The sequence below is a fragment of the Sphingopyxis sp. BE259 genome, assembly GCF_031457495.1.
Lineage (GTDB): Bacteria > Pseudomonadota > Alphaproteobacteria > Sphingomonadales > Sphingomonadaceae > Sphingopyxis.
This window is the reverse complement of record NZ_JAVDWM010000001.1, coordinates 3,495,482-3,521,545: the sequence shown is the minus strand read 5'-3', so window position 1 is coordinate 3,521,545 and position 26,064 is coordinate 3,495,482. Positions and strand designations below refer to the sequence as shown.

Here is a 26,064-nt window from a genome sequence, read left to right as displayed (position 1 = left end):
GTAGCGGGACAGGAATTTGGACGCCAGGTCAGCGACTTGGGTGTCCTGAACCTAGGCGGCCATCGCAAAGGGCTGGATTTCTCCGGCCAGATATTGGGCGCGCGCTTTCGACCGGCTGAGTTTGCCCGAACTGGTGCGCGGCAAGGTGCGCGGCGGGATCAGTTCGATCAGGCAATTCATGCCGGTGATCGCGCGGACGCGGTCGCGAATCGTCTCGCGCAGCGCGACCCGCTCGGCCTCGTCGCTGGTGCGGCACTGGACGAGCACGGCGGGGGTTTCCTCACCCCCCGGTGCGGTGATCGCAAAGGCTGCGATATCGCCTGATTTGAACCCCGGCAATTGTTCGACCGCCCATTCGATGTCCTGCGGCCAATGGTTTTTGCCGTTGATGATGATCATGTCTTTGGCGCGGCCGACGATATAGATGTAACCGTCTGACAGATAACCCATATCTCCGGTGTCGAGCCAGCCATCGACCAGGCAGGCGGCGGTCGATTCGGGGTCACGATAATAGCCGGTCATCAGCGACGGGCCGGTGCACCACACCTTGCCGACCGCCCGGTCGGGCAGGACGCCGCCAAGTTCATCGCGGACCTCGATCACCATGTCGCGCGCGGCGCGGCCGCAGTTGACGATGGCGCGATAGCGGGTCGGGCGGCCGACATCATTGGCGGCGCCCGACAGCTCGGTTTCCTCGACCAGTTCGACGACGATGCCCTCGCCCGGCGGCATGATGCTGACCGCCAGCGTCGCCTCTGCGAGGCCATAGCTGGGCAGGAAGGCGCTGGCGCTGAACCCCGCGTCGGCAAAGGCATCGACAAAGCTCTGCATCACATCGGGGCGGATCATGTCGGCGCCGTTGCCCGCAACGCGCCAGCGCGACAGGTCGAAACGGTCGGCGACATGCGTCTGGCTCGACACGCGGCGCGCGCAGATGTCGTAGCCAAAGGTCGGCGAATAGCTGAGCGTCGTCCCCTCGTTGCGGCTGATCAGGTCGAGCCAGGCGAGCGGACGGCGGGCAAAATCTTCGGTCTTCAGATAATCGACCGACACCTGGTTGGCGACCGGCGACAGCAGGCAACCGACGAGGCCCATGTCATGATACCAGGGCAGCCACGAGATGCAGCGATCGCTGTCGCGCACTTCCATGCCGTGCGAGTGCGCTGCGAGGTTGTTGAGCAAGGCGGCGTGGGTGACCGCGACGCCGTGCGGGAAGCGCGTCGAGCCGCTGCTATATTGCAGATAGCAGGTTTCGTCCGATTGCTGGGGCGGCAGGTCGGTTACCGGGGCGGGCTGGGCGGCGAATTCGCTCCAGTCGACCGGCAGCACATTCTGCGCCTCGGCGGCTTCGACCGCCATCGCCGCGATTTCGGGCGGGAAGAACAGCATCGTCGGGTCGCAGCTGGTGAGCTGGACGACGAGCTGGCCGACATAGGAGTCGCGGCCGCCAAAGCTGGTCGGCAGGGGCAACGGCACCGGCCACGCTCCGGCATAGATGGTGCCAAAGAACAGCGCGGCGAATTCGGCGCCCGTCTCGGCGATCAGCGCGATGCGGTCGCCGGGCTTTACCCCTGCGGCGATCAGCCGATACGCGGTCAGCAACGAATCGTCGCGCAGTTCGCGATAGGGGTAAGGGCGCACCAGCTTGCCGCGCGGGTCGTGGAAATTGAGCCCGCGGGTGCCGTTAGCGGCGTAATCGAGCGCTTCGCCGACGGTGGCGAAATCCGAAAAGCGGCGCGGCTGGGCGCAAAGGGTCGGCGTCGGCTGAAGCTCGTCCGCCGCAAGTGCGATGGTATCGGTCATAAGGGGTGCGACATCCCGCGATCCGGGCCGCGCGGCAACAAGCATGTCATCTTTCTGAGCCATGGTGTCCGTGCGCGAGCCCTATGTTGTTTGAACAATCGCCCGTTTCCGGGCTTTATGACCCGATATGGCGGTGTTGATCGTTCTCAATCAGGCCCGACTGTGGCACAAACATGGCATATGGCCAATCGCCGCGCCCCGTCCGACCGATCCAAAAGGCCTTTGGGCGCAGCAAAACTCGATGAGCTGGCGCTTGCCTATGTCGCGCGATTCGCGACGAGCCGGGCGAAGCTGACGCGCTATTTGTCGCGAAAAGTCCGCGAATCCGAATGGATAGACGACATGGACGCCATGACGGCGTGCGAGGCGGTGGCTGACCGAATGGAGCGGCTGCAGTTCCTCGACGACCGCCAATATGCCGCGATGCGCGCCGGGGCGATGACGCGGCGCGGATTGGGGGTGCGGCGGGTCAAGGCACAGCTTTACGTCGATGGCATCGCCGCCGCGGACAGCGGCGAGGCGATCGAGACTGCGGAGGGTGCCGCGCTGACGGCGGCGCTCGGCTTTGCGCGGCGGCGGCGGTTCGGGCCGTTCGGGGCGACGGCGGTCACCGATCCCAAACTGCGCGAGCGTCAGGTGGCCGCGTTTCTGCGCGCGGGCCACAGCATGACGACCGCGCGGCGCATATTGGCGATCGAGCCCGGCGACGAGGCCGCGCTGGCGGCGCTGGACGATGCAGCGGGGGTCGATTAGGGCTGGCCGACTTCGCCGGGACAAGGATTTGCCGATGCGCGCCATTTTGACTGCCCTCGCTCTGACGCTCGCGCTGCCGATTGCGGGGTGCAACACGGCTTCGAACCCGCCTTCCGAAACCGCCGCGGATGGGGACGAACCGGCAGAAAGCGTGGCGACGGTTCCGGTGACGATTACCGCCAAGGACCAGACGCACCGGTTCAATGTCGAAGTTGCGCGCACCGATGCCGAGCAGGACAAGGGATTGATGTTCCGCACCAGCCTGCCCGCCGATGGCGGCATGCTGTTCCCGTTCGCCAAGCCGCGGATCGGCAGTTTCTGGATGAAGAACACGCTGATCCCGCTCGACATCATCTTCATCCGCGCTGACGGCAGCATCGACCGGATTGCGGAGAACACGATCCCCGAATCGCTGGAGCCGGTGGTCAGCGGGGGCGAGGTGTCGGCCGTGCTCGAACTCGCGGGCGGCACCGCGGCGCGGCTGAACATCGATGAGACCGCGAAGGTGACGTGGAAGAAATAGGGCGAAAGCTCTCCCATCGCCCCCGCGAAGGCGGGGGCCGCCAACGTCCTCATCCATCCTCGCTGCATAAAGACTCCAGCGGCCCCCGCCTTCGCGGGGGCGACGAGTAAATGGCTTGCGAAGCCCGCACCCTTGCCTGTAAACGCCACGCCATGAGCATCCTGGGCAAGATTTTCACCTGGTGGGACGGCGCGACCGTCGGCACGCTGCTGAACAGCTGGAGCACCGGCGAAAAGGTCGGCGAGGACAGCCTCGGCAATCGCTATTTCCGCGCCAAAAAGGGCGATCGGCGCTGGGTGATCTATAACGGATCGAACGACGCGAGCCGGGTGCCGCCCGAATGGCACGGCTGGCTGCACCGCACCTTTGACGAATTGCCGACCGACATGCTGCCCGCGCCGCGCGCGTGGGAAAAGGAAGCGACCGCGAACCTGACCGGCAGCACCGGCGCCTATCGCCCCGCCGGGGCGCTCGAGCGCGGCGGCCAGCGCGCCGCAGCGACCGGCGATTATGAGGCCTGGCGGCCCGGCGAATAATGTCGCGCCGGATTTCGACCGCGCTGATCGCGCTGCTCGCGGCAACCGCGCTGACGGGCTGCGATCGGACCCCGTCCAAGGGCAATGGCAGCGCGACGGTGTCGACGGTCGCCAAATCGGAACGGGTGCCGCAAGAGGTCGGCGGGATCGAAGGCGCGACTCCGATGGCCGAGCGGGTCGCGGTCGTCGGCCTGCTCAACAAACGCAACGGGTTGGTCCGCGACCTCGAGATGAAGCCTGGCGAATCGGCGCGGGTTGGGCGCGCGATCGTGCGCCTGCGGGCATGCGAGGCGACCGCGCCGTGGGAAGACCCGCCCGAAACCGGCGCGTTCGTTCAGCTGACCGTGCAGGATCAGCGCGACGACACATGGCGCCGCGTCTTTTCGGGCTGGATTTTCCGCGAGCGGCCAGACCGCAACATCATCCAGCATCCGATCTATGATGTGTTCGTCAAAAGCTGTGCGATGACATATCCCGGCGGCGAGCCGGTGGCACCCGCGGCGACGAAATCGGGCGCCGCGGCAGCGCCAAAGGCGTCGAGTGCGCCCCAGTCGCCCGCGACGAACGGCGGCGAAGGCACCGAAACGCCTGCCGCGCCCGCTCCGACGGCCGTCCCCAAGGCGCCGCCCGCGTCGCCGCCCGCCAACACCGAATAGAGCCGTGCCAAATAGTCGGCCTGGCGGATTTCGATCGCGCCCAGGCTGGCGAGGTGCGGGGTGATGAACTGGCAATCGAGCAATTTCCACCCGCCCGCGCGCAGCCGCGCGATCAGATGCGCGAGCGCGACCTTCGACGCATCGCGCGCGCGGCTGACCATCGATTCACCGAAAAAGGCGCGGCCGAGCGAGACGCCGTAGAGACCGCCGACCAGCTTATCACCCTGCCAGCATTCGATGCTGTGGGCATGGCCGATCTGGAACAGCCGATCGTAACTCGCCTTGATCACCGGGTTGATCCACGTCGTCGGCCGGTCGTCCGCCGGATCGGCGCACAGCGCCACCATGTCGGCAAAGGCAGCGTCGGTGGTCACACGAAAGCGGTCGGCGACGAGCGTCTTTTTCAGGCTGTGCGAGAGCCGGAACCCGTCCAGCGGCAGAATCGCGCGCAGCCGCGGTTCAACCCAATGGACCGACGGGTCGTCCGCCCCGTCGGCCATCGGGAAAATCCCCTGCGCATAAGCACTCAGCAGCAGCGCAGGGTCGATGGATTCGAAATGTTTCAGCTCGCGGGCTTCACGAATTTCAGGGTCATGCGATCCGATTCGCCGATCGCGACATATTTGGCGCGGTCGGTGTCGCCTTCGGCCAGATTGGGCGGCAGCGTCCAGACGCCCTTCGGATAATCCTTGCTATCCTTGGGATTGGCGTTGATCTCGCTGCGGCCCGCCAGCTTGAACCCGGCCGCTTCGGCAAAGGCGATGATCGAGCTTTCCTTCATATAGCCCGATTTTTCTTCCTTCGCGGCATCATCGCTCTCGTTCAGCCGGTGCTCGACGACGCCCAATGTGCCGCCGGGTTTCAACATCGCGAAAATCTGTTTGAAGGCATTGGTGGTGTTGTCGGCGCCGTCGAAGCGCCAGTTGTGGACGTTGCGGAACGTCAGCACAACGTCGGCGCTGCCATCGGGCACTTTGGGATTGGTCCCGGCATTCGGAAATTCGGCGAGTTTCACTGCGCCATAGACATCGGCGTTTTCAGCTTGTTTGGTCTTGAAACGATTGAGCCCGCGCTCCCACGGCGCCGCGACGTACAGCGTGCCGCCGCCAGCCTTGGCCAGCGGGGCGAGGATTTCGCTGTACCAGCCGCCGCCGGGCCACAGCTCGACCACCGTGTCGCCGGGCTTGACGCCAAAAAAGGCGAGCGTTTCGGCGGGGTGGCGATAGGCATCGCGCGCGAGGTTAGCGGGGGTGCGGGTCGGCGCGGCGACCGCGGCGGCGATGGCATCGCCGGTTTTGGCGGCATGGCCGCCGCCATGATGGTCGGCGAGAACCGCCGCGGGGACGGCGAGGGCAAGGGCGGTACTTGCAACCAGGATCAACGAACGCATATGGGCAACCTCTCTCTTGGGGGGACTGTCCCCTGTTTGCGAAGGTGCGCGCGTCAATGCAAGGGTCGATGCTGATTGTCAGCGCTGCGGGCGCCGCCGTCGCGGTCGCGGCGGAAGTCGCCGACTATCGCCGCCGCAACCGGCGCGACGTCGATGCGGTGGGGTTTATGCCGTGGCGGGGGATTGCGCTGGTAGGGGTGGCGGTGGCGATATTGGCGGCGGCGCTGGCGTTGAAGCCTTGAGCCATGGCAGGTGTCACGGTGGCTAGCGACCCGAACGTGACGTTTACGGCATCGTCATCCTGAACTTGTTTCAGGATCCATAGCCTGCCGTTTCCTGCGGCGCAGCGCCAGCTTCGAGTCCGGGCCATGGATGCTGAAACAAGTTCAGCATGACGAGATTAGAGGTCCGCTCTCCACCCCAACGCCGACCTAGCTTTCGGCAATCACCTGCCTTTACAGGCACGCCTCGAGATACGGCTGATCGAACCCGTACTGCCGCGCTTTTTCCAGCGTGTAGGGACGCAGGCCCATCGCGCGATATTCGCCGACGATCTTGCCGTCCTTGTCCTCGTCGAGATATTCGAACTTGAACAATTCCTGGGTGACGATGACGTCGCCTTCCATGCCGATCACCTCGGTCACGTTGGTGACGCGGCGCGACCCGTCGCGCAGACGCTTGATCTGGATGACCATGTCGACCGAATCGGCGATCTGTTTCGAGATCGCTTCCTTCGGGATCTTCACGTCGCCCATCAGCACCATATTTTCCATACGGCCGAGGCATTCGCGCGGGCTGTTGCTGTGCAGCGTACACATCGACCCGTCGTGACCGGTGTTCATCGCGGCGAGCAGATCGAAACATTCGGCGCCGCGGACCTCACCCATGATGATGCGGTCGGGACGCATACGCAGCGCGTTCTTGACGAGGTCGCCCATGTGGATCGCGCCATTGCCTTCGAGGTTCGCGGGGCGCGTTTCAAGCGGCAGCCAGTGCGGCTGTTGCAAACGAAGTTCGGCGGCATCCTCGATGGTCAGCACGCGCTCGCCGGGGTCGATCATCTTCGACAACGCGTTCAGCATGGTGGTCTTGCCCGAGCCGGTGCCGCCCGAGATGACGATGTTGAAGCGGCTGGCGCCCGCGATTTTCAGCGCGGTACACATCTTCTGGCTCATCGCGCCCCATTGGCACAGCATGTCGAGCGTGATCGGCTTGGCCGAGAATTTACGAATCGAGATCGCGGTACCGCGCAAGCTGAGCGGCGGGACGATCACGTTCACACGAGAGCCGTCCTTGAGGCGGGCGTCGGCGAGCGGCGTGGTCTGATCGACGCGGCGGCCGACGAGATTGCAGATGCGCTGGGCGATCTGGAACAGATGCTGTTCGTCGCGGAACTGGATCGGCGCGATGACCAGCTGGCCCTTTTTTTCGATGTAGGTCTGGTACGGGCCGTTGACCATGATGTCCGAAATATCGGGGTCGGCGAGCAATTCTTCGAGCGGGCCGAAGCCGAGCAGTTCGTCGACCAGCACCTTTTCGAGCGCAAATTGTTCGCGGCGATTGAGCGTGATGCGAAGTTCGGCCAGCACCTCGAGGATGATCGGGCGGAATTCCTCGGTCAGTTCGTCCTTTGACAGCGTCGCCGCGGCTTCGGGATCGACGCGTTCGAGCAGGCGCGGCAGCACCTGTTCCTTGATCTTGTGGACGCTGGCTTCGAATCCTTGGGCCTTTTCGGGCTCGGCCATGTCCGACGTGGAACGCTGATTCAGCCGCTCCATCGCCTCTTCTTCGGGCGACAGGTTCGACGGCATTTGCGGAATGTCGATCGCGGGCGGTGTGTCGATCGCGGGGAATTGCGCGCCGCCACCCATGCCGGATCCACCCTGCATCGGCTTTGCCACGCCAAAGGCGGGGCGGCCAGCGGTTCCGGGTCGGCGTCCGAATGCACTCATTCGCTTTGTCCTGCTTTCATGTCTGTCGGAGGATTGGCGCTACTGGCTGCCTCACCCCCATCGGATACGGTGAATAAAGTGGAAACTTTGACATTGTCCTAATGCGCGGGGCGATTGCCGCGCGGACACAAAAAAGCCCGCATCCGGCGGGATGCGGGCTTTTGATCGCCGTGGACGGGCGAAAAATCAGCGGGCGATATGCTCGGCAAGGACAGTCAGGCCCGACTCGTTAACCTCTGCAAAGCCGCCTTCGACTTCGATCACTTCGGGCGTGGCGCCTTGGGCGGCATAGATGGTCAGCGGCGCGTTGCGGAGCGTCGCCATGAACGGCGCGTGGCCTTCGAGCACCGAAAAATCGCCTTCGCTGCCGGGTACGGTGACCATGTACACATCGATCGACCGCTCAAGGCGGGCCGGGGTGACGAGTTCGAATTTCAGAGCCATGATATGTCCTTAAACCCCTCCCGCATGGGGAGGGGTGTAGGTTTGTTACGCGTCTTCGGCGAGCTTCGCGGCCTTGGCGACCGCTTCGTCGATGCCGCCGACCATGTAGAAGGCCGCTTCGGGCAGATGGTCATATTCGCCGTCGACGACCGCCTTGAACGACTTCACCGTGTCTTCGATCGCCACGAACTTGCCGGGGATGTTGGTGAAGACTTCGGCGACGTGGAAGGGCTGCGACAGGAAGCGCTGGATCTTGCGCGCGCGGGCGACGACCAGCTTATCTTCTTCCGACAGCTCGTCCATGCCGAGAATGGCGATGATGTCCTGGAGCGACTTGTACTTCTGCAGCGTTTCCTGAACGCGGCGGGCGGTTTCATAATGCTCCTGGCCGACGATCGCGGCGGTCAGCACGCGGCTGGTCGAATCGAGCGGATCGACCGCCGGATAGATGCCGAGTTCCGAAATCGCGCGGTTCAGCGTGGTGGTTGCGTCCAAGTGGGCGAACGACGTAGCAGGCGCCGGGTCGGTAAGGTCATCCGCGGGAACGTAAATGGCCTGCACCGAGGTGATCGAGCCCTTGTTCGTCGAGGTGATGCGTTCCTGCAGCGCGCCCATGTCGGTCGACAGCGTCGGCTGGTAACCCACCGCCGACGGGATGCGGCCGAGCAGTGCCGACACTTCCGAACCCGCCTGGGTGAAGCGGAAGATGTTGTCGACGAAGAACAGCACGTCCTGGCCTTCCTGATCGCGAAAATATTCGGCGATCGTCAGACCCGACAGCGCGACCCGAGCGCGGGCACCCGGGGGTTCGTTCATCTGGCCGAACACCAGCGCCACCTTCGATCCCTCGGGGGTCGGGTTGCCGTCGGCGTCCTTGGCGATAACCCCGGCGTCGAGGAATTCGTGATAGAGATCGTTGCCTTCGCGGGTGCGTTCACCGACGCCCGCGAACACCGAGGTGCCACCATGGCCCTTGGCGATGTTGTTGATCAGTTCCTGGATCAGCACGGTCTTGCCGACGCCGGCGCCGCCGAACAGGCCGATCTTGCCGCCCTTCGCGTAAGGCGCGATCAGGTCGATGACCTTGATGCCGGTGACCAGGATGCTCGATTCGGTCGACTGGTCGACGAATTCCGGCGCCTTGGCATGGATCGGCGCGCGGCTGGCGGCGTTCACCGGGCCGCGTTCGTCGATCGGCTCGCCGATGACATTGAGGATGCGGCCGAGCGTCTGCGGGCCGACCGGCACAGTGATCTGTGCGCCGGTGTCGGTGACCGGCTGGCCGCGGGTCAAGCCCTCGGTCGCGTCCATCGCGATGGTGCGAACGGTGCTTTCGCCGAGGTGCTGCGCGACTTCGAGGACGAGGCGGTTGCCGTTGTTCTCGGTTTCCAGTGCGTTCAAAATCGCGGGCAGGGTCCCGGTGAACTGGACGTCGACAACGGCGCCGATGACCTGCGCGATGCGGCCCGTGGCGGTGGCGGTGCTTGCCGCCTTGGGCGCGGCGGCCTTCTTCGGCGCAGCAGCTTTGGGCGTGGCGGCCTTTTTGGCGGGAGCCTTCTTTTCAGCGGGAGCGGTAGCCATGGTCTTCTTCCTTGGGTTGATCGATTAGAGCGCTTCGGCGCCCGCGATGATTTCAATCAGTTCAGTGGTAATCGCCGCCTGACGCGTGCGGTTGTAAATGATGGTTAGCTTGTTGATCAGATCGCCTGCGTTGCGCGTCGCATTGTCCATCGCGGTCATCGATGCGCCCTGTTCGGACGCGGCGTTTTCCAGCAGACCCTTGAAGATCTGGATCGTGATGTTGCGCGGCAACAGGTCGGCGAGGATCGCTTCCTCGTCGGGCTCATATTCGACCGCCGCACCGCTCGATACCGGAACGTCGACCGGGGCGGGAACCGGGATCAGCTGCTGGCCGGTTGCTTCCTGCAGCAGCGCCGAGCGGAACTTCGAATAGAAGAGGTGCGCCACGTCGAACGCCCCGGCTTCGTAAAGCTCCATCACCTTGGCCGAGATGTCGTGCGCCTGTTCGAAACCGATGTCGCGGATACCGGTCGTCTCGTACTGCTCGACGATCTGGCCGGCGAACAGGCGCGCGATCACCGGGCGGCCCTTGCGGCCGATCAGGTAAAAGATGACCTTCTTGCCCTGCGCCTGCAGTTCGAGTGCCTTGTCGCGCGCCGCCTTGACGATGTTCGAGTTGAACGCACCGGCGAGGCCGCGGTCGCTGTTGAGCACGACGAGCAGGTGCGTGTCGCTCTTGCCGGTGCCCGACAAAAGCTGCGGTGCGCTGTCCGACCCGCCGACCTTCGACGCCAGGCTGGCGACGACACGCTCAAGCCGCTCGGCGTAAGGACGCGCGGCTTCGGCCGCTGCCTGTGCCTTGCGCAGCTTGGCGGCGGCGACCATTTTCTTGGCCTTGGTGATCTTCTGGGTCGATTTGACCGAGACGATCCGCCCTTTGAGTTCCTTCAGACTGGCCATTAAGCCCTATCCTTGTGTCCCGGCGAAAACCGGGATCGCTGTGGGCCCCGGCCTCAGCCGGGGAACAGAATTACGCGAAAATCTTGCCGAAGGCGTCGAGCGCCGCGACCAGACCCTTTTTGGCATCGTCGCCCAGATCCTTGGTGTCGCGGATCGTCTTCAGCACATCGGCATGGTCGCTGCGCAGATAGGCGAGCATCGCCTGTTCGTAACGCGACACATCAGTCGTCGCGACATTGTCGAGATAGCCGTTGGTGCCGGCAAAGATCGACGCGGTCTGCTCTTCGAACGGCATCGGCTGGAACTGCGCCTGCTTGAGCAGCTGGGTCAGGCGCGCGCCGCGGTTGAGCAGCTTTTGCGTCGACGCATCAAGGTCCGAACCGAACTGGGCGAAAGCTTCCATTTCGCGATACTGCGCCAGCTCGAGCTTGATCGAGCCCGACACCTTTTTCATCGCCTTGGTCTGCGCGGCCGAACCGACGCGGCTCACCGACAGGCCGACGTTGATCGCCGGGCGGATACCGGCGTTGAACAGGCCGGTTTCAAGGAAGATCTGGCCGTCGGTGATCGAAATCACGTTGGTGGGAATATAGGCCGACACGTCGCCGGCCTGGGTTTCGATGATCGGCAGCGCGGTGAGCGAACCCGAACCATTGTCGCTGTTCATCTTGGCGGCGCGCTCGAGCAGGCGGCTGTGCAGATAGAAAACGTCGCCGGGATAGGCTTCGCGGCCCGGCGGGCGGCGCAGCAGCAGCGACATCTGGCGGTAAGCGACGGCCTGCTTCGACAGATCGTCATAGACGATGACGGCGTGCATGCCGTTGTCGCGGAAAAACTCGCCCATCGTGCAGCCGGTGTAGGGGGCGAGGAACTGCAGCGGAGCGGGCTCCGACGCGGTCGCAGCGACGACGATCGAATATTCCATCGCGCCATTTTCTTCGAGCTGGCGGACGATCTGCGCCACGGTCGAACGCTTCTGGCCGACCGCGACATAGATGCAATAGAGCTTCTTCGACTCGTCATCGCCCGCGTTGGCGGCCTTCTGGTTGATGAAGGTGTCGATTGCGACGGCGGTCTTGCCGGTCTGGCGATCGCCGATGATCAGTTCGCGCTGGCCGCGGCCGACGGGGACGAGCGCGTCGAGCGCCTTGAGGCCGGTCTGGACGGGTTCGTGGACCGAGGTGCGCGGGATGATGCCCGGCGCCTTCACTTCGACGCGCATGCGCTTGTCGGCCTTGATCGGGCCCTTGCCGTCGATCGGATTGCCGAGGCCATCGACGACGCGGCCGAGCAGGCCCTTGCCGACGGGGACGTCGACGATCGTGCCGGTGCGCTTGACGGTGTCGCCTTCCTTGATCTCGGCGTCGCTGCCGAAGATCACGATGCCGACGTTGTCGGCTTCGAGGTTGAGGGCCATGCCCTGCACGCCGTTGGCGAATTCGACCATTTCACCGGCCTGGACATTGTCGAGGCCGTGGACGCGGGCGATGCCGTCGCCGACCGACAGCACCTGACCGATTTCGCTGACCGTTGCGTCGGTGCCGAAATTGGCGATCTGGTCCTTGATGACCTTGCTGATTTCAGCGGCGCGGATTTCCATGGTTTAGCCTTTCATCGGGCAAATTGGGCGTAGGGCTTTTCAGCCCTTCATCGCCTGGGCGAAACTGTTGAGACGGGTACGGATGCTGCCGTCGATCAGCTGGCTGCCCAGCTGGACGACGAGGCCGCCGAGAATGGCGGGATCGACGGTCGTGGCGACGGTCACGTCGCGCCCGACACGGGATTTGAGGTTGGCGGTCAGCTCTTTGAGCTGCTCGGCGGTGAGCGGGTGGGCGCTGGTGACCTTGGCGGTCACTTCGCCGCGGTGGTTCGCGACAATTGCGTCGAACGCGTCGATCATCTTGGGAAGATCGGCAAGACGGCGGTTGTCGGCGAGCACGCCGAGGAACTTGGCGGTCAGCGAATCGAGCTTCATCGCTTGCGCGACCGCGCCCACCGCGTTCGCGGCATCGCCGCGGCCGACAACCGGGCTGGCGATCAGCGCCGACAGGTCGGCCGATTCGGCGAGGCCCGCGCGCAAGTCGCTCAGGCTTTTGGCGACCGCGTCGATCGCGTTCGATTCGCGGGCCAGATCGAACAAAGCGACTGCATAACGGCCCGCGAGGCCCGCCGTGATGTTGCCCTGAATGCCGCCGGAATTCTCCACGCGTGAAAGTCCTTTGTTGCTATCCCGTGGGGGATGGGTCGCGCTTTACCGGGAGATTCGTCGAATATGCCCCGCGCGAAGTCGCGGCGCGCCTAGCAACGATTTTGCTGCAATGCAAGGCGGGGTCGGATGAATCCTACGCCCCTCCCAACCCCATTCGCCCCCCGCCTTCGCGAGGGCAGGCTCTGAGCTTGTCGAAGGGCTGTTCTTTCTTCAAAGTCGGATCAAGGAAGAGCAGTGCTTCGACAAGCTCGGCACGAACGGAAGAGGGGTAGGCGCGTGGGCGGGATGATCCGGATGACGATGGACGATGGCGCCGAAATTGCCGTCTATCACACCCGGCCGACCGGTGAACGCCGGGGCGGGCTGGTCCTGATCCAGGAAATCTTCGGGGTCACCGACCATATCCGCGAGTTGTGCGACGAATATGCCGCTGATGGCTATGAAGTGCTGTCGCCCGCGCTGTTCGACCGCGAGCATCCGGGGTTCGAGAGCGACTATTCGGGGCCGCAGTTCGAGCGCGCGGTGCAGCTGGCGCGCGAGCTGCACCCGTTCGAGCAGAGCCTGAAGGACGCGCAGACGTGCATTGATGCGCTCAAAGGCGTCAACGGTTCTGGGAGGCCGGTCTTCATCACCGGCTATTGCTATGGCGGCTCGGTCGCGTGGCGGATGGCGCAGATCAGCCCCGACCTTACCGCGGCGAGCGCCTATTATGGCAGTCTGGTGCCGACGATGTTCAAGGATGAAGCGCCCGCCTGCGCCACGATCGCGCATTTCGGACGCTATGATGCGGGCATCCCGATGGAGGGTGTCGAGGCGCTGATCGCGAAGGACCATCCGACCGCGCAGATATTCGTCTATGATGCGAACCACGGGTTCAACAGCGATCGCCGCAAGGATTATCACGAGGCCAGCGCCGATCTGGCGCGCGAGCGGACGTTGATGCTGTTCAAGGCGTGCGGCGGGTGAGCCTTGCCAGGCTTGGCCTGTTCGTCCTGGTTCTTTTCGTGGCGGCGACGGCGCTGCTTTACGCGCAGCAACGGCGGCTGATCTTTCCGGCTCCCGCGCAATATCCGCAGGCGGCGCCGTCAGGGTTACGGCTGGTTTCCACGCAGACCGACGACGGCCTGCGGTTGTCCGCCTTCTACCGCGCCGCCCAGCCGGGTCAGCGCACCATCCTCTTCTTCCACGGCAATGGCGACAATCTGCTCGGGGCGATCGAGGCGACGCGCGGCCCTGCCGCGAATGGCAACGGGCTGCTGCTCGTCGAATATCGCGGCTATGGCGGTAACCCCGGTTCGCCGGGGGAGGCGGGGCTGTACCGCGATGGCGAGGCGGCGATGCGCTGGCTGAACGATGCCGGGGTTGCGGCGCGCGACGTCATCGTCGTCGGCAATTCGATCGGATCGGGGCCAGCGACCGAAATGGCATTGCGCCACGATGTCGCGGCGCTGATGCTGGTGTCGGGCTTTTCCAGCCTGCCCGACGTGGTCGGCGAAGCGATGCCCTTCGTCCCGCGCGCGCTGGTCCGCGACCGCTTCGACAACGCCGACAAGCTGGCGCGGGTCAAGGCGCCGGTATTTCTGATGCACGGCGACGCGGACACGCTGGTGACGCCCGCGAACCTGACACGACTGCGGCGCGCACGGCCCGACGCGACCGTGGCGCTGGTCGCAGGGGCGGGGCATGAACTGGCCTATACCGCCGCGGCGCAGGCGATTCTGGTCGATTGGGTCAATGGGCTGGCGGACCCGCCGCTACAATCGGAAAGCTAGTTGCCGCCGCCGCCCGCTGCGGGCTGACAACGATAGACCAGCCGCTCATTCGGGCTGGCGGGCAGGCTGCTGCGGATGGCGTCCTGCTGTGCGGCGAGGCCCGCGAGCGCGTCGGGGTCGGCGGTGCAGCTTTTCAGGGTCACCGCGGCGCGGGTTTCGCGGGCCTTGGTCATCGCCTCTGCATCGAGCAGATAGCGTTCGACACGATAATCGCGGCCGGTCGAATCGATCGACGCGACGGTGACCGTTGCCTCGTCATTGGGGACGAGGATGCGTTGCCAGCGGTCGTCGGCGCCCATCGTATATTGGGTGCGATCGTTGACGCAGCCCGCCGCGCCGATCGTCACCGGCACGTCTGTCGTCGCCGACACGGTGATGCGGCTGCGGTCGGGGCGGATCGTGCAGACAAAATTCCCCTCGGCCAGTTTCGGCGCCGTGGCGGTGTCCGGGGCGGTCGTTTCGGCGTCGATTTCGGCGCGTGCGTCGGGGCGGGTGACGAACAGGATCGCGGCGCCGATCACCAGCACCGCGCCGACGCCGCCGGCGATCTTGGCGTTACGCATATTCTTCTGACCATAGAACATCAGCCCGGCGCCCCCCGCGAGCGCACCGATCACGAACAGCACCCCAGCCAGCGCGATGCGGTTTTCGCGCGATGCCAGCGCATCTTCTTCGGCGCGGGCCTGTTTCAGATCGCGGTCGAGCTGCGCCGCGGCGTTTTTCGCGGCATTCGCCTCGGCGCTGGCGCGCGCCTCGGCATCCATCGCGGCGCGGTCGCGGGCGTCGGCTTCGGCGAGCGACAAACAGGGGGTGCCGACACTGGCGTAGGATTGGTCGGCGTCGGTCAGAAAGCGGGTAAGCTCGCGCGCCGAAATCGCAAAGGCAAAGGGCGAATCGCCGTCGTCGGCGCGGGTGATCGCGGTGTTGATCCCGGTGATGCGGCCGCAGGCGTCGACGAGCGGCCCACCCGAATTGCCGCGCGAGATCTTGGCGGTGTGGATCAGCATCGCGACGCCGTCGACGCTTTGGGTGTTCGACAGATTGCCTTCGCTGCGCGTCGGGGTGCGCGGGGTGATGTAATCATTGGCGCTGCGGGCCGTGGCCAGATCGACATTGCCGGGATAGCCCAGCGCGACGATGTCGGCGCCCGATTCGAGCGGACCGGTATAGACTGCGGCGGCGGGCAGCCGCGCCTCGGTGATCTCGATCAGCGCCAGATCGCGCGCGGTGTCGATCGCGATCAGTTTCGCGGCATAGCTTTTCTGCCCCTCCGACGGCACGACGCCCAGCGCGACATTGTTCGGATATTGGACCGCCGATTCGACGACATGCGCGTTGGTGATGATTCGCGTCGGCGAAATCGCGATGCCGCTGCCATGGCCGAAGCCGACGACCTCGCCGTCGACCATCGCGACGGTGACGACGCGCACTACGCTGCGCGACGCGGCGCTGATGTCGTCGGCGGCGTGCGCGGGCAGAATGAGAGCGAAGAGGGCGAACAGCAGGGGCAAGATGCGGGTCATGGCGCGGAACCTAGCCGAGCCAAGTTTGAACGCAAGCATCGGGACGCACCAGTTGGCCCGGCATGGCAAGAGTTCTGCCACGCAATCAGAAGGAACGATGCGCATGACCTACCAGATCCACGGGCTCAGCCCCGACCGTTTTGCCCCGCTGTTCGCACTCGGCGACGCCGAGCTCACCGCGATCAACGCGCGCCGCGTCACGGCCACGTCCGACAAAGGCTTCCCCTGCCGGATCAGCCTTCAGGATGCACAGGCGGGTGAACAGCTGATCCTGCTGCATCATGTCAGCCATGATGTCGAAACGCCTTATCGCAGTGCCTATGCCATCTATGTGCGGCCGGACGTCGATGCGGCCAGTTACCACAATCAAGTGCCGCCGGTGTTTGCGGGGCGGCCGATCGCGCTGCGCGCTTTCGATACAGCGGGGATGCTGCAAACCGCACGGCTCGCGGGTCCGGGCGAGGCGGATGCGGCGATCCGCGATCTGTTTGCCGACCCGGGCATATCCTATATCGATGCTCACAATGCCGCGCATGGCTGTTTCGCGGCGCGGATCGAAAGGGAAGGGGTATGAGCGCCGCCGATACGATGACCGACGATGGGCGCTGGGCGGCGGTGCTGCGCCGCGACCGCGCGCTTGACGGGCGCTTCGTCACCGGGGTGCTGACCACCGGCATCTATTGTCGGCCAAGCTGCGCCGCGCGGCACCCGCTGCGCGATAACGTCCGCTTCTTTGCCGACGGTGCGGCGGCGCGCGCGACCGGGCTGCGCGCCTGCAAACGCTGCCTGCCCGACGATGTCGCGCGCGATGAAGGCGCGGTGCTGGCGGCGATCCAGGCGATCAAGGCGAGCGAGGAGCCGTTGGCGCTTGCCGATCTGGCGCGTCGCACCGGCTATTCGCCGACGCACTTCCAGCGCGTCTTCACCCGCCACACCGGCTTGTCGCCCGCCGCTTATGCCCGCGCGCTGCGTGACGAACGGGCGCGGCAGGCGCTGAGCGACGGCGCCCGGGTGACCGACGCGATTTACGACGCGGGCTTTTCGGGGCCGTCGCGTTTCTACGGCAATATGGAGGGACGGATGGGGATGACGGCTTCGGCATGGGTCAATGGCGGCCAAGGCGTCGAGATTCATTGGGCGGTCGTGCCGACGAGTCTCGGCGACATGCTCGTCGCCGCGACGGACAAGGGGGTGTGCCGCTTGAGCTTTGCGGAAGGCCGCGAGGCATTGGAACATCGTTTCCCGGCCGCCGATCTGGTTGAGGGCGGCGCCGATTTCGCGGCGCTGCTGCAACAGGTGGTCGCGGCGGTCGAAGCGCCCACCGACGGCTTCGATCATATTCCCATCGATGTGAAGGGCACCGCCTTTCAGGAAGCCGTGTGGCGCGAATTGCGCAAGATTCCGGCGGGCGAGACGCGCAGCTATGCCGACATCGCCGCCGCGGTCGGCAAGCCCAAGGCGGTGCGCGCCGCGGGCAGCGCCAATGGCGCCAATAATGTTGCGGTGCTGATCCCGTGCCACCGGGTCGTGCGCAGCGACGGGACGCTCGGCGGCTATGCCTACGGCTTGCCGATCAAGGAAGAATTGCTCAAGCGCGAAGGATGCTGATCGCCGCCCCGCCGCGCCCGATCACTTCTCGGCGTCTTTTTTCCCTTCGGCGAATACGGCCGCCATCGTCGTGCGCGCTTCAGGGATTTTTTCGGCGTCGATCTCTTCGACGATCTTGGCGACCTTGTTCGCCTCCTCCTGTTTGTGGGCCGAGAAGGCCAGCGGCGCCAGGATCGAGCGGGCAACCTTGCCGCGGTTCTCGTCGAGCAACTGGCGCGCCAATATCATCCGGTACCCGGCGTCGTGCGACGACGAATCGAACACGCCCTCCAGGGTGAGCAGCGCCGATTCGGGAATCGCCTCGCGTGCCTCGTAATAAGTCATGTACAGCCCGATCGCGGCGCGCGGATCCTTTGGGTCGAGCCGGACTGCATCCTGGAACCAGGTGCGCGCCGTCGCATACAGCGCCGGGTTCTTCTCTTCTTCGGCCCGCGCGGAAATCGCCGCGCCCATCAGGACATGTGCCTTTTGCGAGTCGGGATTGATCGCCAGCGCGCGTTTCAGCGTCGCTTCGGCCTTGTCGAAATCGCGGGCGTCGGCATAGGCTTCGGCGGCGATCAGTTGCACGGCAAGATCGTCGGGATAAGCCAGCTCTTTGCCCTCGATGCTGCTCACGACGCTGCGCGCCTGGCTTCGGCTGACCCCGCGCTCGCTGCGGATATGGGCTTTGATCACCGCCTCTTCGCCGGGCGTCAACCGGCGCATCGTCACCACCGGCGCGACATATTTGGCCGGGATGACTTCGTAACCCGGAAAGGGGCCGTCCTTATATTTCTGCAGCTCGCTCTGCAGCTTGTCGAGATCGCCGAACACGCGCGTCGCGGCGGTCAGGCTGTCCTCGCCTGCATTGAGCGCCTTCAGATATTGCGCCAGCTGACCCTGCCGCTCCTTGTTGAAGTTCAGATAATGGGCGAGCATCCAGCCAAAGGAATAGGATTGATAGGTTTCCTGCCCGCTCAATTTTTTGCTGTGATCGAGCAATTTCGTCAGCTTGACGTCGCCAAGCCGTTCCAGATCGGGGCCACGGTGCTGCGGCACGACGCCGACCTTGAACGCGCCGCCGTCGAGCAGTTCGATCGTGGCGTAAAGTTCGGCAAACCCTTCGACATACCAGTGCGGATAGGTGGTGTTGAAGCGTTGCAGCATGAAATGATGGACATATTCGTGGAACAACGTCCCCTCGGGCGACAGCGCGGTGCGCTGGATCAGCTGTCGCCGGTCGAGGTTCCGGTCGAACCGCATGCGATCATCCGATTTGGTCGGCACAAATGCCACCGACGCACCGGCGCGGGGCACATAGAATCCGGCGATGCCGCCGCGGCCACCGCCGCTCGTCGCCAACTCGCCGATTTCGAACGGGTCGCCAAAGCGATAGACGCGAACCTTGTTGGTCGGGCCGACGTCGGGGCCGGGGATGGGGAGCCGCTGCAAATGGCGCAGGGCGTTGTCAAACCGTTCGAGCCGCGTCGCGAAGTTCTCAACGTCGGCCTTGTCGCTCTCGGAGATGATGATGAAATGGCTCGTTTCCGCCTGCCACCATTCGGCGCGTGCCGCGGTCGCGGCCGTGAACAGACCCAGCGCCGCCATGCCCAGCACGGCGAATCTCACATATGCCAACATCCCATTGTTCCCCGGTTATTCTTGTCCCACACCACCATAGCGCAGCAAATGGCGGCAGCAATGGATGTTCGATCAATCGAACCGCCGACCTGACTCTTTTTTACCGAGGAAGCCCAAAGACATGACCGATAAAATCGCTGACTTCAAAGCGCTGCATATTCCCGGCGATCCGCTGATCCTCGTCAACATCTGGGATGCGGGCAGTGCGAAAGCGGTGGCCGCGGCGGGCGCAAAGGCGATCGCGACCGGCAGTTTCGGCGTCGCGGGCGCGCAGGGCCGTGCCGATGGCGAGGACTTCCCGCTGGGCGATGTCTTCGAAAATCTGGCGCGTATCCTGGCGGTGACCGACCTGCCGGTCACCATCGACATGGAATCGGGCTATGGCGCCGATCCGGCGGCGGTCGGGGCGTCGGTCGGCCGCGCCAAGGCGGCGGGCGCGGCGGGGATCAATATGGAGGACCGGCTGCCCGGCCAATCGGACCTGTTGCCGATCGCCGAAGCCGCCGCGCGTTACCGCGCCGCGACCGCCACCGGCATTTTCGTCAACGCCCGCTGCGACACCTTCCGCGGCCGCGACGTGGCACTGGATGGTGACGCGCTGGTTGCCGCGACGCTCGAACGCGCCCGCGCCTATGCCGACGCCGGTGCCGGATCGTTGTTCGTGCCGTTCCTGCTTGATCCGAAACATATCGGCGCGATCTGTAACGGCTCGCCGCTGCCGGTGAACATCCTGCGCGGCCAGGGCGGGCCGACGCACCAGGAACTTGCCGCGTTGGGGGTCGCGCGGATCAGCCACGGGCATCAGCCGTGGGCGGCAGCGATGGCGTGGTTGATGGCGCAGGCGGCGCAGGTTCTGGGCGGCGCCGAACCCGATTATTGAAGGGGTCAGACGAAGCTGTACGGATCGATGTCGATCGCCAGCCGTGCCTTGCTGGGCCAGTCGATGCTGGCGACCCAGTCGCGGATGGTCCCTTGCAGGTCGAAGCTGCGCGGGGCGTGGAGAAGCAGGCGGAAACGGTGGCGGCCGCGCAGCATCGCCAGCGGGGCGGGGGCGGGGCCATAGACCGCGAGCCCTTCGGCGACGGGCGCCCTGGCGCCCAGCCGCTGCGCGACGCTGCGCGCGACTTCGATGTCTTCGGACGAGATGACGAGCGCGGCAAAGCGGCCATAGGGCGGGGCGCCCGCCTGTTTGCGCGATGCGGCCTCGGCGGCGTAAAAACCGTCGCGGTCGTTGGCGACGAGCGCCGCCATCACCGGCGCGTCGGGCACGCGCGTCTGGATCAACACCTCGCCGGGCTTGACCCCGCGACCGGCGCGCCCCGCGACCTGCGCGATCTGCTGAAAGGTGCGTTCCGATGCGCGCAGATCGCCGCCGTCGAGCCCGAGGTCGGCATCGACGACCCCGACGAGGGTGAGGTTGGGGAAATGATAGCCCTTGGTGACCAGTTGCGTCCCGATGATGATGTCGACCAGCCCGCCCTCGACATTGTCGACGAACTCGGCGGCCTTGGCGGGCGACCACAAGGTGTCACTGGTGACGATCGCGACGCGCGCCGCCGGAAAACGCAGCGCAATCTCGTCGGCAACCCGCTCGACCCCCGGCCCGCAGGCGACCAGGCTGTCCTCGTCGCCGCATTCGGGGCAGAGCCGCGGCGGCGGCATGACATGGCCGCAATGATGGCAGGCGAGGCGGTGGACGAGGCGGTGCTCGACCATCCACGCGGTGCAGTTCGGGCATTGGATGCGGTGGCCGCAGGTGCGGCAGAGGGTCAGCGGCGCAAAACCACGGCGGTTGAGGAACAGCAGGCTCTGCTCGCCCTTCGCCAAGCGGTCGGCGAGCGCATCGACCAGCAGCGGCGCGAGCCAGCGGCCGCGGTCGGGCGGATCGCTGCGCATGTCGATCGCGGCAAGATCAGGCAGCGTCGCGCCGCCGAAACGTGCGGGCAGCTGGATATGGCGGTAGCGCCCGGCCTCGACCATCGCGAGGCTTTCGAGCGCCGGTGTGGCGCTGGCGAGCACCACCGGCAACCCTTCGAAATGCCCGCGCATCACCGCGACGTCGCGCGCGTGATAATGGACGCCGTCCTCCTGCTTGAAGCTCGTCTCATGCGCCTCATCGACGACGATCACGCCGAGGCTGGCGTAGGGCAGGAACAAGGCCGAGCGTGCGCCGACGACGATCTTGGCTTCGCCCGCCGCGATGGCGTGCCAGGCGCGGCGTCGTTCGGTCGAGCGCAAACCGCTGTGCCACGCGACCGGCTCGCAACCGAAACGCGCCGCAAAGCGGGTTAGCATCGGTTCGGTGAGCGCGATTTCTGGGAGCAGGACGAGCGCCTGCTTGCCCGCGTCGATCGCGGCGGCGATCGCTTCCATATAGACTTCGGTCTTGCCCGAACCGGTGACGCCGTCGAGCAGCAGCGTTTCGAACTTCTCGGCGGCAACCGCGTCGGTTAGCTGCGCGGCAGCGGCGGTCTGTTCGGCGGACAGGTCGGGCGGCGCGAACGCAGGGTTGGGTTCGGGGTAGGGCTGGTCAGCCGATACCGTTACCGGTTCGAGCGCGCCGGTGTTCACCAGACCGCGGATCACCGCCTCGCTGACCTCGGCGAGCGCGGCGAGTTCGCGCACCATGCCTTGCCGGTCGCCGATCTTTTCCAGCGCGACAATGCGCTGCGGCGTCATCCGCGCGGGGAGTTCGCCGGTGGCGCGATATTCGACGATCGGGCGCTTGGCGTCGGCAAAGGCAACCCCCGGCAGCACCATGCGCAGCACCGACCCCGGCGGCGCGAGATAATAGTCGCTGGTCCATTCGACCAAGCGGCGCAGCGGTGCCGCGATCGGCGGGACGGCGACGACTTCGTAAAGACTGCGCAGCCGGTTGTCGCCGACCGCCTCGGGCGCGCCAAAACTCGCATCCTCCCACACCACGCCGCCCATCCGCCGCGGGCCGAGCGGGGCGATGACGACGCTGCCGAGCGGTGCCTCGCTGCCCTGCGGGACACGATAGTCGAGCGGGCCGAGGGCGGCAGTGAGCAGGAGAACGCGGGCGCGGGTCATGGGTGGGGGAGGATATAGGTTGCGCGGTGAAATAGGAAAGCGCGGAGGTTGGCGATGGCCGCTAGCGACCGATAAACGACGTCACGCGTTTTTTACTTCGTCATTCCCCCGAAAGCGGGAACCCAGCGCGCGCGTCGACTGACCCAGCCCTGGGTTCCCGCTTTCGCGGGAATGACGAGGGTGGGGGACGACAGCTCCCCACCCCAATTCGTCGCTACGCCGAGGCCAATGCCACTTTTTTCACCGCCCGCTTCGTCGGCTTCGGCCGACGAAACCAGAAGGTCCACACCGTCAGGCTCCCCAGCAGCGCCAGCACGAGTCCCGATGCGGTCATCAGCAGGCGATAGGGCAGCCCGCCGACCTTGGCCGCGTGGAGGGGGTAGGCCATGTTGAACGCCTGCGCCCCGGCGGGCATGGCCAGCGCGTCGCGCGATCCGAGCAATTCGCCCGTCGCCGCATCGAACCACAGGGTCGAGCGGCCGTTGGGCAGCCATTCGCCGGGCTGTTTCATCCGCAGGCTGATCGGGTCGCCGGGCTGGCGCGGTTTGCTCAGGATGCGGAATTCGGCATCGGGGAAACGCGCCCGCGCGGTGGTCAGCATCGCGGTCCAATCGGGGTCGGCGGCGAGCGGTCCGCTTTTATACTTTGGCGGCTCAAGCGCCTTGGCGGTTTCGGAAACAGGTCCGAACGGTGCGACGACGATCGCGGCAAAGGGGCGGAAGATCATCATAGTGCCGGTGACGACCGACAGCAGCAACAGCGGCGCGACCACGACGCCCAGGTCGCGGTGCTGGGTGACGATCGCGGGGCGGCTCATGCGTTTCGGCCACAGGCGCAGCTTGAAAGTCTTGCGGGTGCGCCACCACAGGATGACGCCTGAGATGACGAAAAACAATCCGGCAAGGCCGGCGATCCCGATCACCCATTCGCCCGCATCGCCGGTGAACAGATGATGGTGGAAATCGAACAGCCAGATTTCGGGGCGCTCCCACTGGCTCGTCCAGCGCGCGACAACCTCGCCCGACTGGTTCGCGTAAAGCCCCGCGCCCTCGTCAAACCGCATCTGGTGCAGCCCGAGGCGCTGGCTGGCGTAGATGATCCCCTGCGGATCGCCGGACATCGCCATCAGCTTTTCGGTCGTCGCCGCGACGGTGGCGAGGTCGGTGACCTGCGCGTCGCCCGCGTGCGGCAGGCCGATCCACTCTTCCTTGTGGACCAGGATCGCGCCCGACAGGCCGAGCAGCGCGAGGATAAGGCCGATCAGCCCTCCCGTCCACCGGTGCAGCGTGTCGAGCAGCTTCATCATCAGAAGCGGTAATCCCACCCCAAGGTGAAGGTGCGCCCGCGCCCCGCGAAATAGGACAGCTGGTCGGTCGGCAGCCGCGTGTCGCTCGAATAATCGATATATTGTTTGTTGAACAGATTTTGCACCGACAGGCTGATCCCGCCGATCGCGGTCTGGTAGCGGACATTGGCATCGGTCAGCGTGTAGCCGCCGAAATCATTGTCGGCGAGTTTCAGCGGGCGCAGCGGGTTGGCGTCGTCGGCGGCGCGCGCCTTACTGTCGAAGCGGCGCTTGAAATACACCTGCGTCTGGACGCGCGCCGAGAACGGCCCGCTGTTGTAGTTCGCCGCCAGGTTCAGGCGATCGGGCGAGATGTTGGTGCCGTCGAGGTCGCTATCGACCCTGCCATCGGGCACCGCGTCGCTGTCGAAGCGGCCGATCAGATGCGCGTAGCCGACGTTGAGCTTCAGCCCGTCGATCGGGGTCTGGATGCCGAGGTTGAGTTCGAGCCCCTGAATTTCGACGCGCAGGCGCTGGACGTCGAAGGTGCGGTCGGGGCGGGCGATCAGCAACTGGCCCTTGTCGCTCGACGACCAGAAGTAAGAGGCGCTGGCGTCGAGCGGGCCGCGCTTGACCTCGAACCCGATCTCGCGGTTGTTCGACACGATCGGCGAGATGTCGAGGAACGTATCGATATCGACCCCGGGGGTGCCGATGGCGCGGGTGATGCGGCCGACGTCGGGGACGGTGAAGCCCTCGGCATAGCTGGCGTAAGCGCGGATGCCGTCGATCGGCTCGATGATGACGCCGCCGTTGATCAGCACATCGTCAAAGGTCGGCGAGCCGCCCGCGACCGACACCCCGCCGCGCGGCGTCGTGGTCGTCGCCAGCGTCGTATAATCGTCGATCGTGATCTTCACATTTTCATAGCGCGCGCCGCCCGCGACACGGATCAGCCCGTCGAAGAGCTTGAGGTTCGCTTGCGCAAAAGGCGCGAGACTGCGGAAATCGGTCGGCGGCACCCAGGTGCGGCCGGTGGCGATCAATCGCTGTTCGGTGGTGTCCCACAAGGCGTCGAAGCCTAAGGTCAGGGTCAGGTCGTCGAAGCCGGGGACGCCGCGTTCGTAGCTGAGCTTGCCGCCGAATTTGCGGCTGCGGTTCTGCGACTGGTCGAACAAGGTGCCGATCGGCGCGATGCGGACGTCCTGGAACGCCGCTTGGGTCAGGATTTCGCCGCCAAAGGTGTCGCGGCTGCGGTTGAAGAAAATCTGGCTGACCAGATTGCCGCCGCCAAGGTCGGTATCAGTCAAGGACAGAGCGATGCTTTCGGTGCGGTTCTGCGCCGACTTGCCCGGCGGGTTGCCGCGCACCGCGCTGGTCGGGGTGCCAAGCGTGCGGTTGCCCGCGATCGCGACATAATCGCCGTCGCCCTTCAGCTCGAAGCGGCTGGCGATCAGGTCGATGCGGGCGCTGGGCGACAATTCATAGCCAAAGCGTCCGAACAGCGAGAGCGTCTTGGAATCCTGCGTCTCGCCCTGCGTCAGGTTGAGCCCGACCGGACGGCCCTTGGCGTCCGAAAACACGCCGCGGATTTCATAGGCGGCGCCGACGGTCGCGTCGAACGCCCCGGCCTTGTACTGGATCAGTCCCGCGAGCTTGCCGCCCATCCCGGCCTTGGAAAAATCATTGTCGGCGGTGCCTTGCACCAGCGTGCGGCCGCTGATGCCGTCGTCGGTCGGCGCGCCGACGGTGACCTGGTTGACGATGCCGCCGGTGCCGCCGATCCCCTGCAAGGCGTTCGAGCCATAGATCAGCTCGACGCGGTCGACGAAAAAGCCGTCGATGGTGAAGCCGTCGCGGCTGCCGTCGCGCAGCGGGGTCGATTGCGGGATGCCGTTGATCGCATAGAGCGGCGAACGCCCGCGCAGCGTTTCGCCCGCGCCCGACAATTTCTGCCGCGTCGGCGAAAAACTGGGGGTCAGATTGGCGACCGCGTCGGTGACCGAGCCTGCCATCGCGAGCTGCTGGTCAAGCATGTCCTTGCCGATGACGTCGATGGTCAGCGGCAGCGCGCTCGGCGGCAGGATGGTGCGCGCGGCGGTGACGATGATCGTGTCTTCGCCGGTGGCGGTGTCGTCCGTCTCCTGCGCCAAAGCGGGGGCGGACAGCGCGGTGGAGGCCAGCGCGGCGACGATCAATTTGCGAATCATTCTTAACTCCTGTTCGGAGCGCCGCTAATGCGAAGGATTTGCAGATGCAAGGGCTTTCGAGGGGCTTTTGGCTGGCGATGCCTGTTGAGGGAGCTTCCCAGCCCCGTTCGTGTCGAGCGAAGTCGAGACACGTCGAAGGCGCGCGCCAACGATGGGTGTCTCGACTTCGCTCGACACGAACGGAAATTGAGGGTGACGCTTTAACTTCCAGCCAGACCTCTGGCGGAGAGGGTGACGTCGCACCC

The 26,064-nt window shown here is 65.4% G+C and carries 23 protein-coding genes and 1 pseudogene; 10 read left to right on the top strand and 14 right to left on the bottom strand.

Annotation, left to right across the window (positions count from 1 at the left end; all coding sequences use genetic code 11):
* Positions 1-51 precede the first annotated feature (51 nt).
* The gene (locus J2X44_RS16865) at positions 52-1,803 is read right to left on the bottom strand and encodes a fatty acyl-AMP ligase (protein ID WP_310086644.1); all 1,752 of its coding nucleotides are present in this window, start codon (positions 1,801-1,803) and stop codon (positions 52-54) included.
* A gap of 342 nt (positions 1,804-2,145) precedes the next feature.
* On the opposite strand from J2X44_RS16865, the gene J2X44_RS16860 reads away from it, so the two are divergent.
* The 4 genes and pseudogenes from J2X44_RS16860 to J2X44_RS16845 all read left to right on the top strand — a co-directional run.
* Positions 2,146-2,556 carry a RecX family transcriptional regulator gene (locus tag J2X44_RS16860; RefSeq protein WP_310249351.1) on the top strand — a complete coding sequence of 137 codons (411 nt, stop codon included), beginning with the start codon at positions 2,146-2,148 and terminating at the stop codon, positions 2,554-2,556.
* A gap of 34 nt (positions 2,557-2,590) precedes the next feature.
* The gene (locus tag J2X44_RS16855; RefSeq protein ID WP_310086638.1) at positions 2,591-3,079 is read left to right on the top strand and encodes a DUF192 domain-containing protein; all 489 of its coding nucleotides are present in this window, start codon (positions 2,591-2,593) and stop codon (positions 3,077-3,079) included.
* Positions 3,080-3,231: 152 nt separating this feature from the next.
* The gene (locus J2X44_RS16850; RefSeq protein WP_310086635.1) at positions 3,232-3,615 is read left to right on the top strand and encodes an NADH:ubiquinone oxidoreductase subunit NDUFA12; all 384 of its coding nucleotides are present in this window, start codon (positions 3,232-3,234) and stop codon (positions 3,613-3,615) included.
* A pseudogene (locus J2X44_RS16845) lies at positions 3,615-4,016 on the top strand (DUF2155 domain-containing protein); the annotation flags it as partial. The gene J2X44_RS16850 and the pseudogene J2X44_RS16845, both read left to right, overlap by 1 nt.
* Before the next feature lie 35 nt (positions 4,017-4,051).
* Here J2X44_RS16845 and aat read toward each other — a convergent pair.
* The gene (gene aat, locus J2X44_RS16840) at positions 4,052-4,837 is read right to left on the bottom strand and encodes a leucyl/phenylalanyl-tRNA--protein transferase (RefSeq protein WP_310087110.1); all 786 of its coding nucleotides are present in this window, start codon (positions 4,835-4,837) and stop codon (positions 4,052-4,054) included.
* Entirely contained in the window at positions 4,834-5,661 is an 828-nt protein-coding gene (locus J2X44_RS16835) for a methyltransferase domain-containing protein (RefSeq protein WP_310086632.1), read from the bottom strand. The genes aat and J2X44_RS16835 overlap by 4 nt, the downstream gene beginning before the upstream one ends.
* A 68-nt stretch (positions 5,662-5,729) precedes the next feature.
* Between J2X44_RS16835 and J2X44_RS16830 the strand changes: the two genes are divergently transcribed.
* Positions 5,730-5,903 (top strand): hypothetical protein, encoded by a 174-nt coding sequence (locus J2X44_RS16830; protein WP_310086629.1) that lies wholly within the window; start codon positions 5,730-5,732, stop codon positions 5,901-5,903.
* Between the two features lie 213 nt (positions 5,904-6,116).
* Here the strand turns inward: J2X44_RS16830 and J2X44_RS16825 are convergent, their stop codons facing one another.
* The 6 genes from J2X44_RS16825 to J2X44_RS16800 form a co-directional block, all read right to left on the bottom strand.
* Positions 6,117-7,613, bottom strand: a complete 1,497-nt coding sequence (locus J2X44_RS16825; RefSeq protein WP_310086627.1) for a CpaF family protein — start codon at positions 7,611-7,613, stop codon at positions 6,117-6,119.
* A gap of 186 nt (positions 7,614-7,799) precedes the next feature.
* Positions 7,800-8,057 (bottom strand): ATP synthase F1 subunit epsilon, encoded by a 258-nt coding sequence (locus J2X44_RS16820; RefSeq protein ID WP_310086624.1) that lies wholly within the window; start codon positions 8,055-8,057, stop codon positions 7,800-7,802.
* Between the two features lie 45 nt (positions 8,058-8,102).
* A complete protein-coding gene (gene atpD / locus J2X44_RS16815; protein ID WP_310086622.1) occupies positions 8,103-9,638 on the bottom strand; it encodes a F0F1 ATP synthase subunit beta in 1,536 nt (511 codons plus the stop codon).
* Positions 9,639-9,662: 24 nt separating this feature from the next.
* On the bottom strand, positions 9,663-10,538 hold the full coding sequence (locus tag J2X44_RS16810; protein WP_310086620.1) for a F0F1 ATP synthase subunit gamma: 876 nt from the start codon (positions 10,536-10,538) through the stop codon (positions 9,663-9,665).
* A gap of 70 nt (positions 10,539-10,608) precedes the next feature.
* On the bottom strand, positions 10,609-12,138 hold the full coding sequence (atpA, locus tag J2X44_RS16805) for a F0F1 ATP synthase subunit alpha (protein WP_310086618.1): 1,530 nt from the start codon (positions 12,136-12,138) through the stop codon (positions 10,609-10,611).
* Between the two features lie 39 nt (positions 12,139-12,177).
* Positions 12,178-12,744 (bottom strand): F0F1 ATP synthase subunit delta, encoded by a 567-nt coding sequence (locus tag J2X44_RS16800; protein WP_310086616.1) that lies wholly within the window; start codon positions 12,742-12,744, stop codon positions 12,178-12,180.
* 288 nt (positions 12,745-13,032) lie between these two features.
* Between J2X44_RS16800 and J2X44_RS16795 the strand changes: the two genes are divergently transcribed.
* Positions 13,033-13,713 carry a dienelactone hydrolase family protein gene (locus J2X44_RS16795; protein ID WP_310087107.1) on the top strand — a complete coding sequence of 227 codons (681 nt, stop codon included), beginning with the start codon at positions 13,033-13,035 and terminating at the stop codon, positions 13,711-13,713.
* Positions 13,710-14,519, top strand: coding sequence for an alpha/beta hydrolase (locus J2X44_RS16790; protein WP_310086614.1), 810 nt, complete (start codon positions 13,710-13,712; stop codon positions 14,517-14,519). Before J2X44_RS16795 ends, J2X44_RS16790 begins: the two co-directional genes overlap by 4 nt.
* Here J2X44_RS16790 and J2X44_RS16785 read toward each other — a convergent pair.
* Positions 14,516-16,042, bottom strand: a complete 1,527-nt coding sequence (locus J2X44_RS16785; protein ID WP_310086612.1) for a serine protease — start codon at positions 16,040-16,042, stop codon at positions 14,516-14,518. The genes J2X44_RS16790 and J2X44_RS16785 overlap by 4 nt on opposite strands.
* Before the next feature lie 103 nt (positions 16,043-16,145).
* Between J2X44_RS16785 and J2X44_RS16780 the strand changes: the two genes are divergently transcribed.
* Complete coding sequence (locus tag J2X44_RS16780) at positions 16,146-16,616, top strand: DUF1203 domain-containing protein (RefSeq protein WP_310086610.1); 471 nt, start codon at positions 16,146-16,148, stop codon at positions 16,614-16,616.
* The gene (gene ada, locus J2X44_RS16775) at positions 16,613-17,650 is read left to right on the top strand and encodes a bifunctional DNA-binding transcriptional regulator/O6-methylguanine-DNA methyltransferase Ada (RefSeq protein ID WP_310086608.1); all 1,038 of its coding nucleotides are present in this window, start codon (positions 16,613-16,615) and stop codon (positions 17,648-17,650) included. The genes J2X44_RS16780 and ada overlap by 4 nt, the downstream gene beginning before the upstream one ends.
* A gap of 21 nt (positions 17,651-17,671) precedes the next feature.
* Here ada and J2X44_RS16770 read toward each other — a convergent pair whose 3' ends face one another.
* On the bottom strand, positions 17,672-19,270 hold the full coding sequence (locus J2X44_RS16770) for a tetratricopeptide repeat protein (RefSeq protein ID WP_310086606.1): 1,599 nt from the start codon (positions 19,268-19,270) through the stop codon (positions 17,672-17,674).
* Between the two features lie 121 nt (positions 19,271-19,391).
* On the opposite strand from J2X44_RS16770, the gene J2X44_RS16765 reads away from it, so the two are divergent.
* Positions 19,392-20,150, top strand: a complete 759-nt coding sequence (locus J2X44_RS16765; RefSeq protein WP_310086604.1) for an isocitrate lyase/phosphoenolpyruvate mutase family protein — start codon at positions 19,392-19,394, stop codon at positions 20,148-20,150.
* A gap of 5 nt (positions 20,151-20,155) precedes the next feature.
* On the opposite strand, the gene J2X44_RS16760 is transcribed toward J2X44_RS16765, so the two are convergent.
* The 3 genes from J2X44_RS16760 to J2X44_RS16750 form a co-directional block, all read right to left on the bottom strand.
* Entirely contained in the window at positions 20,156-22,324 is a 2,169-nt protein-coding gene (locus J2X44_RS16760; protein ID WP_310086602.1) for a primosomal protein N', read from the bottom strand.
* 214 nt (positions 22,325-22,538) lie between these two features.
* Positions 22,539-23,627 (bottom strand): PepSY-associated TM helix domain-containing protein, encoded by a 1,089-nt coding sequence (locus J2X44_RS16755; protein ID WP_310087105.1) that lies wholly within the window; start codon positions 23,625-23,627, stop codon positions 22,539-22,541.
* A 2-nt stretch (positions 23,628-23,629) separates the two neighbouring features.
* Positions 23,630-25,819 (bottom strand): TonB-dependent receptor, encoded by a 2,190-nt coding sequence (locus J2X44_RS16750; protein WP_310086600.1) that lies wholly within the window; start codon positions 25,817-25,819, stop codon positions 23,630-23,632.
* Positions 25,820-26,064: the final 245 nt, after the last annotated feature.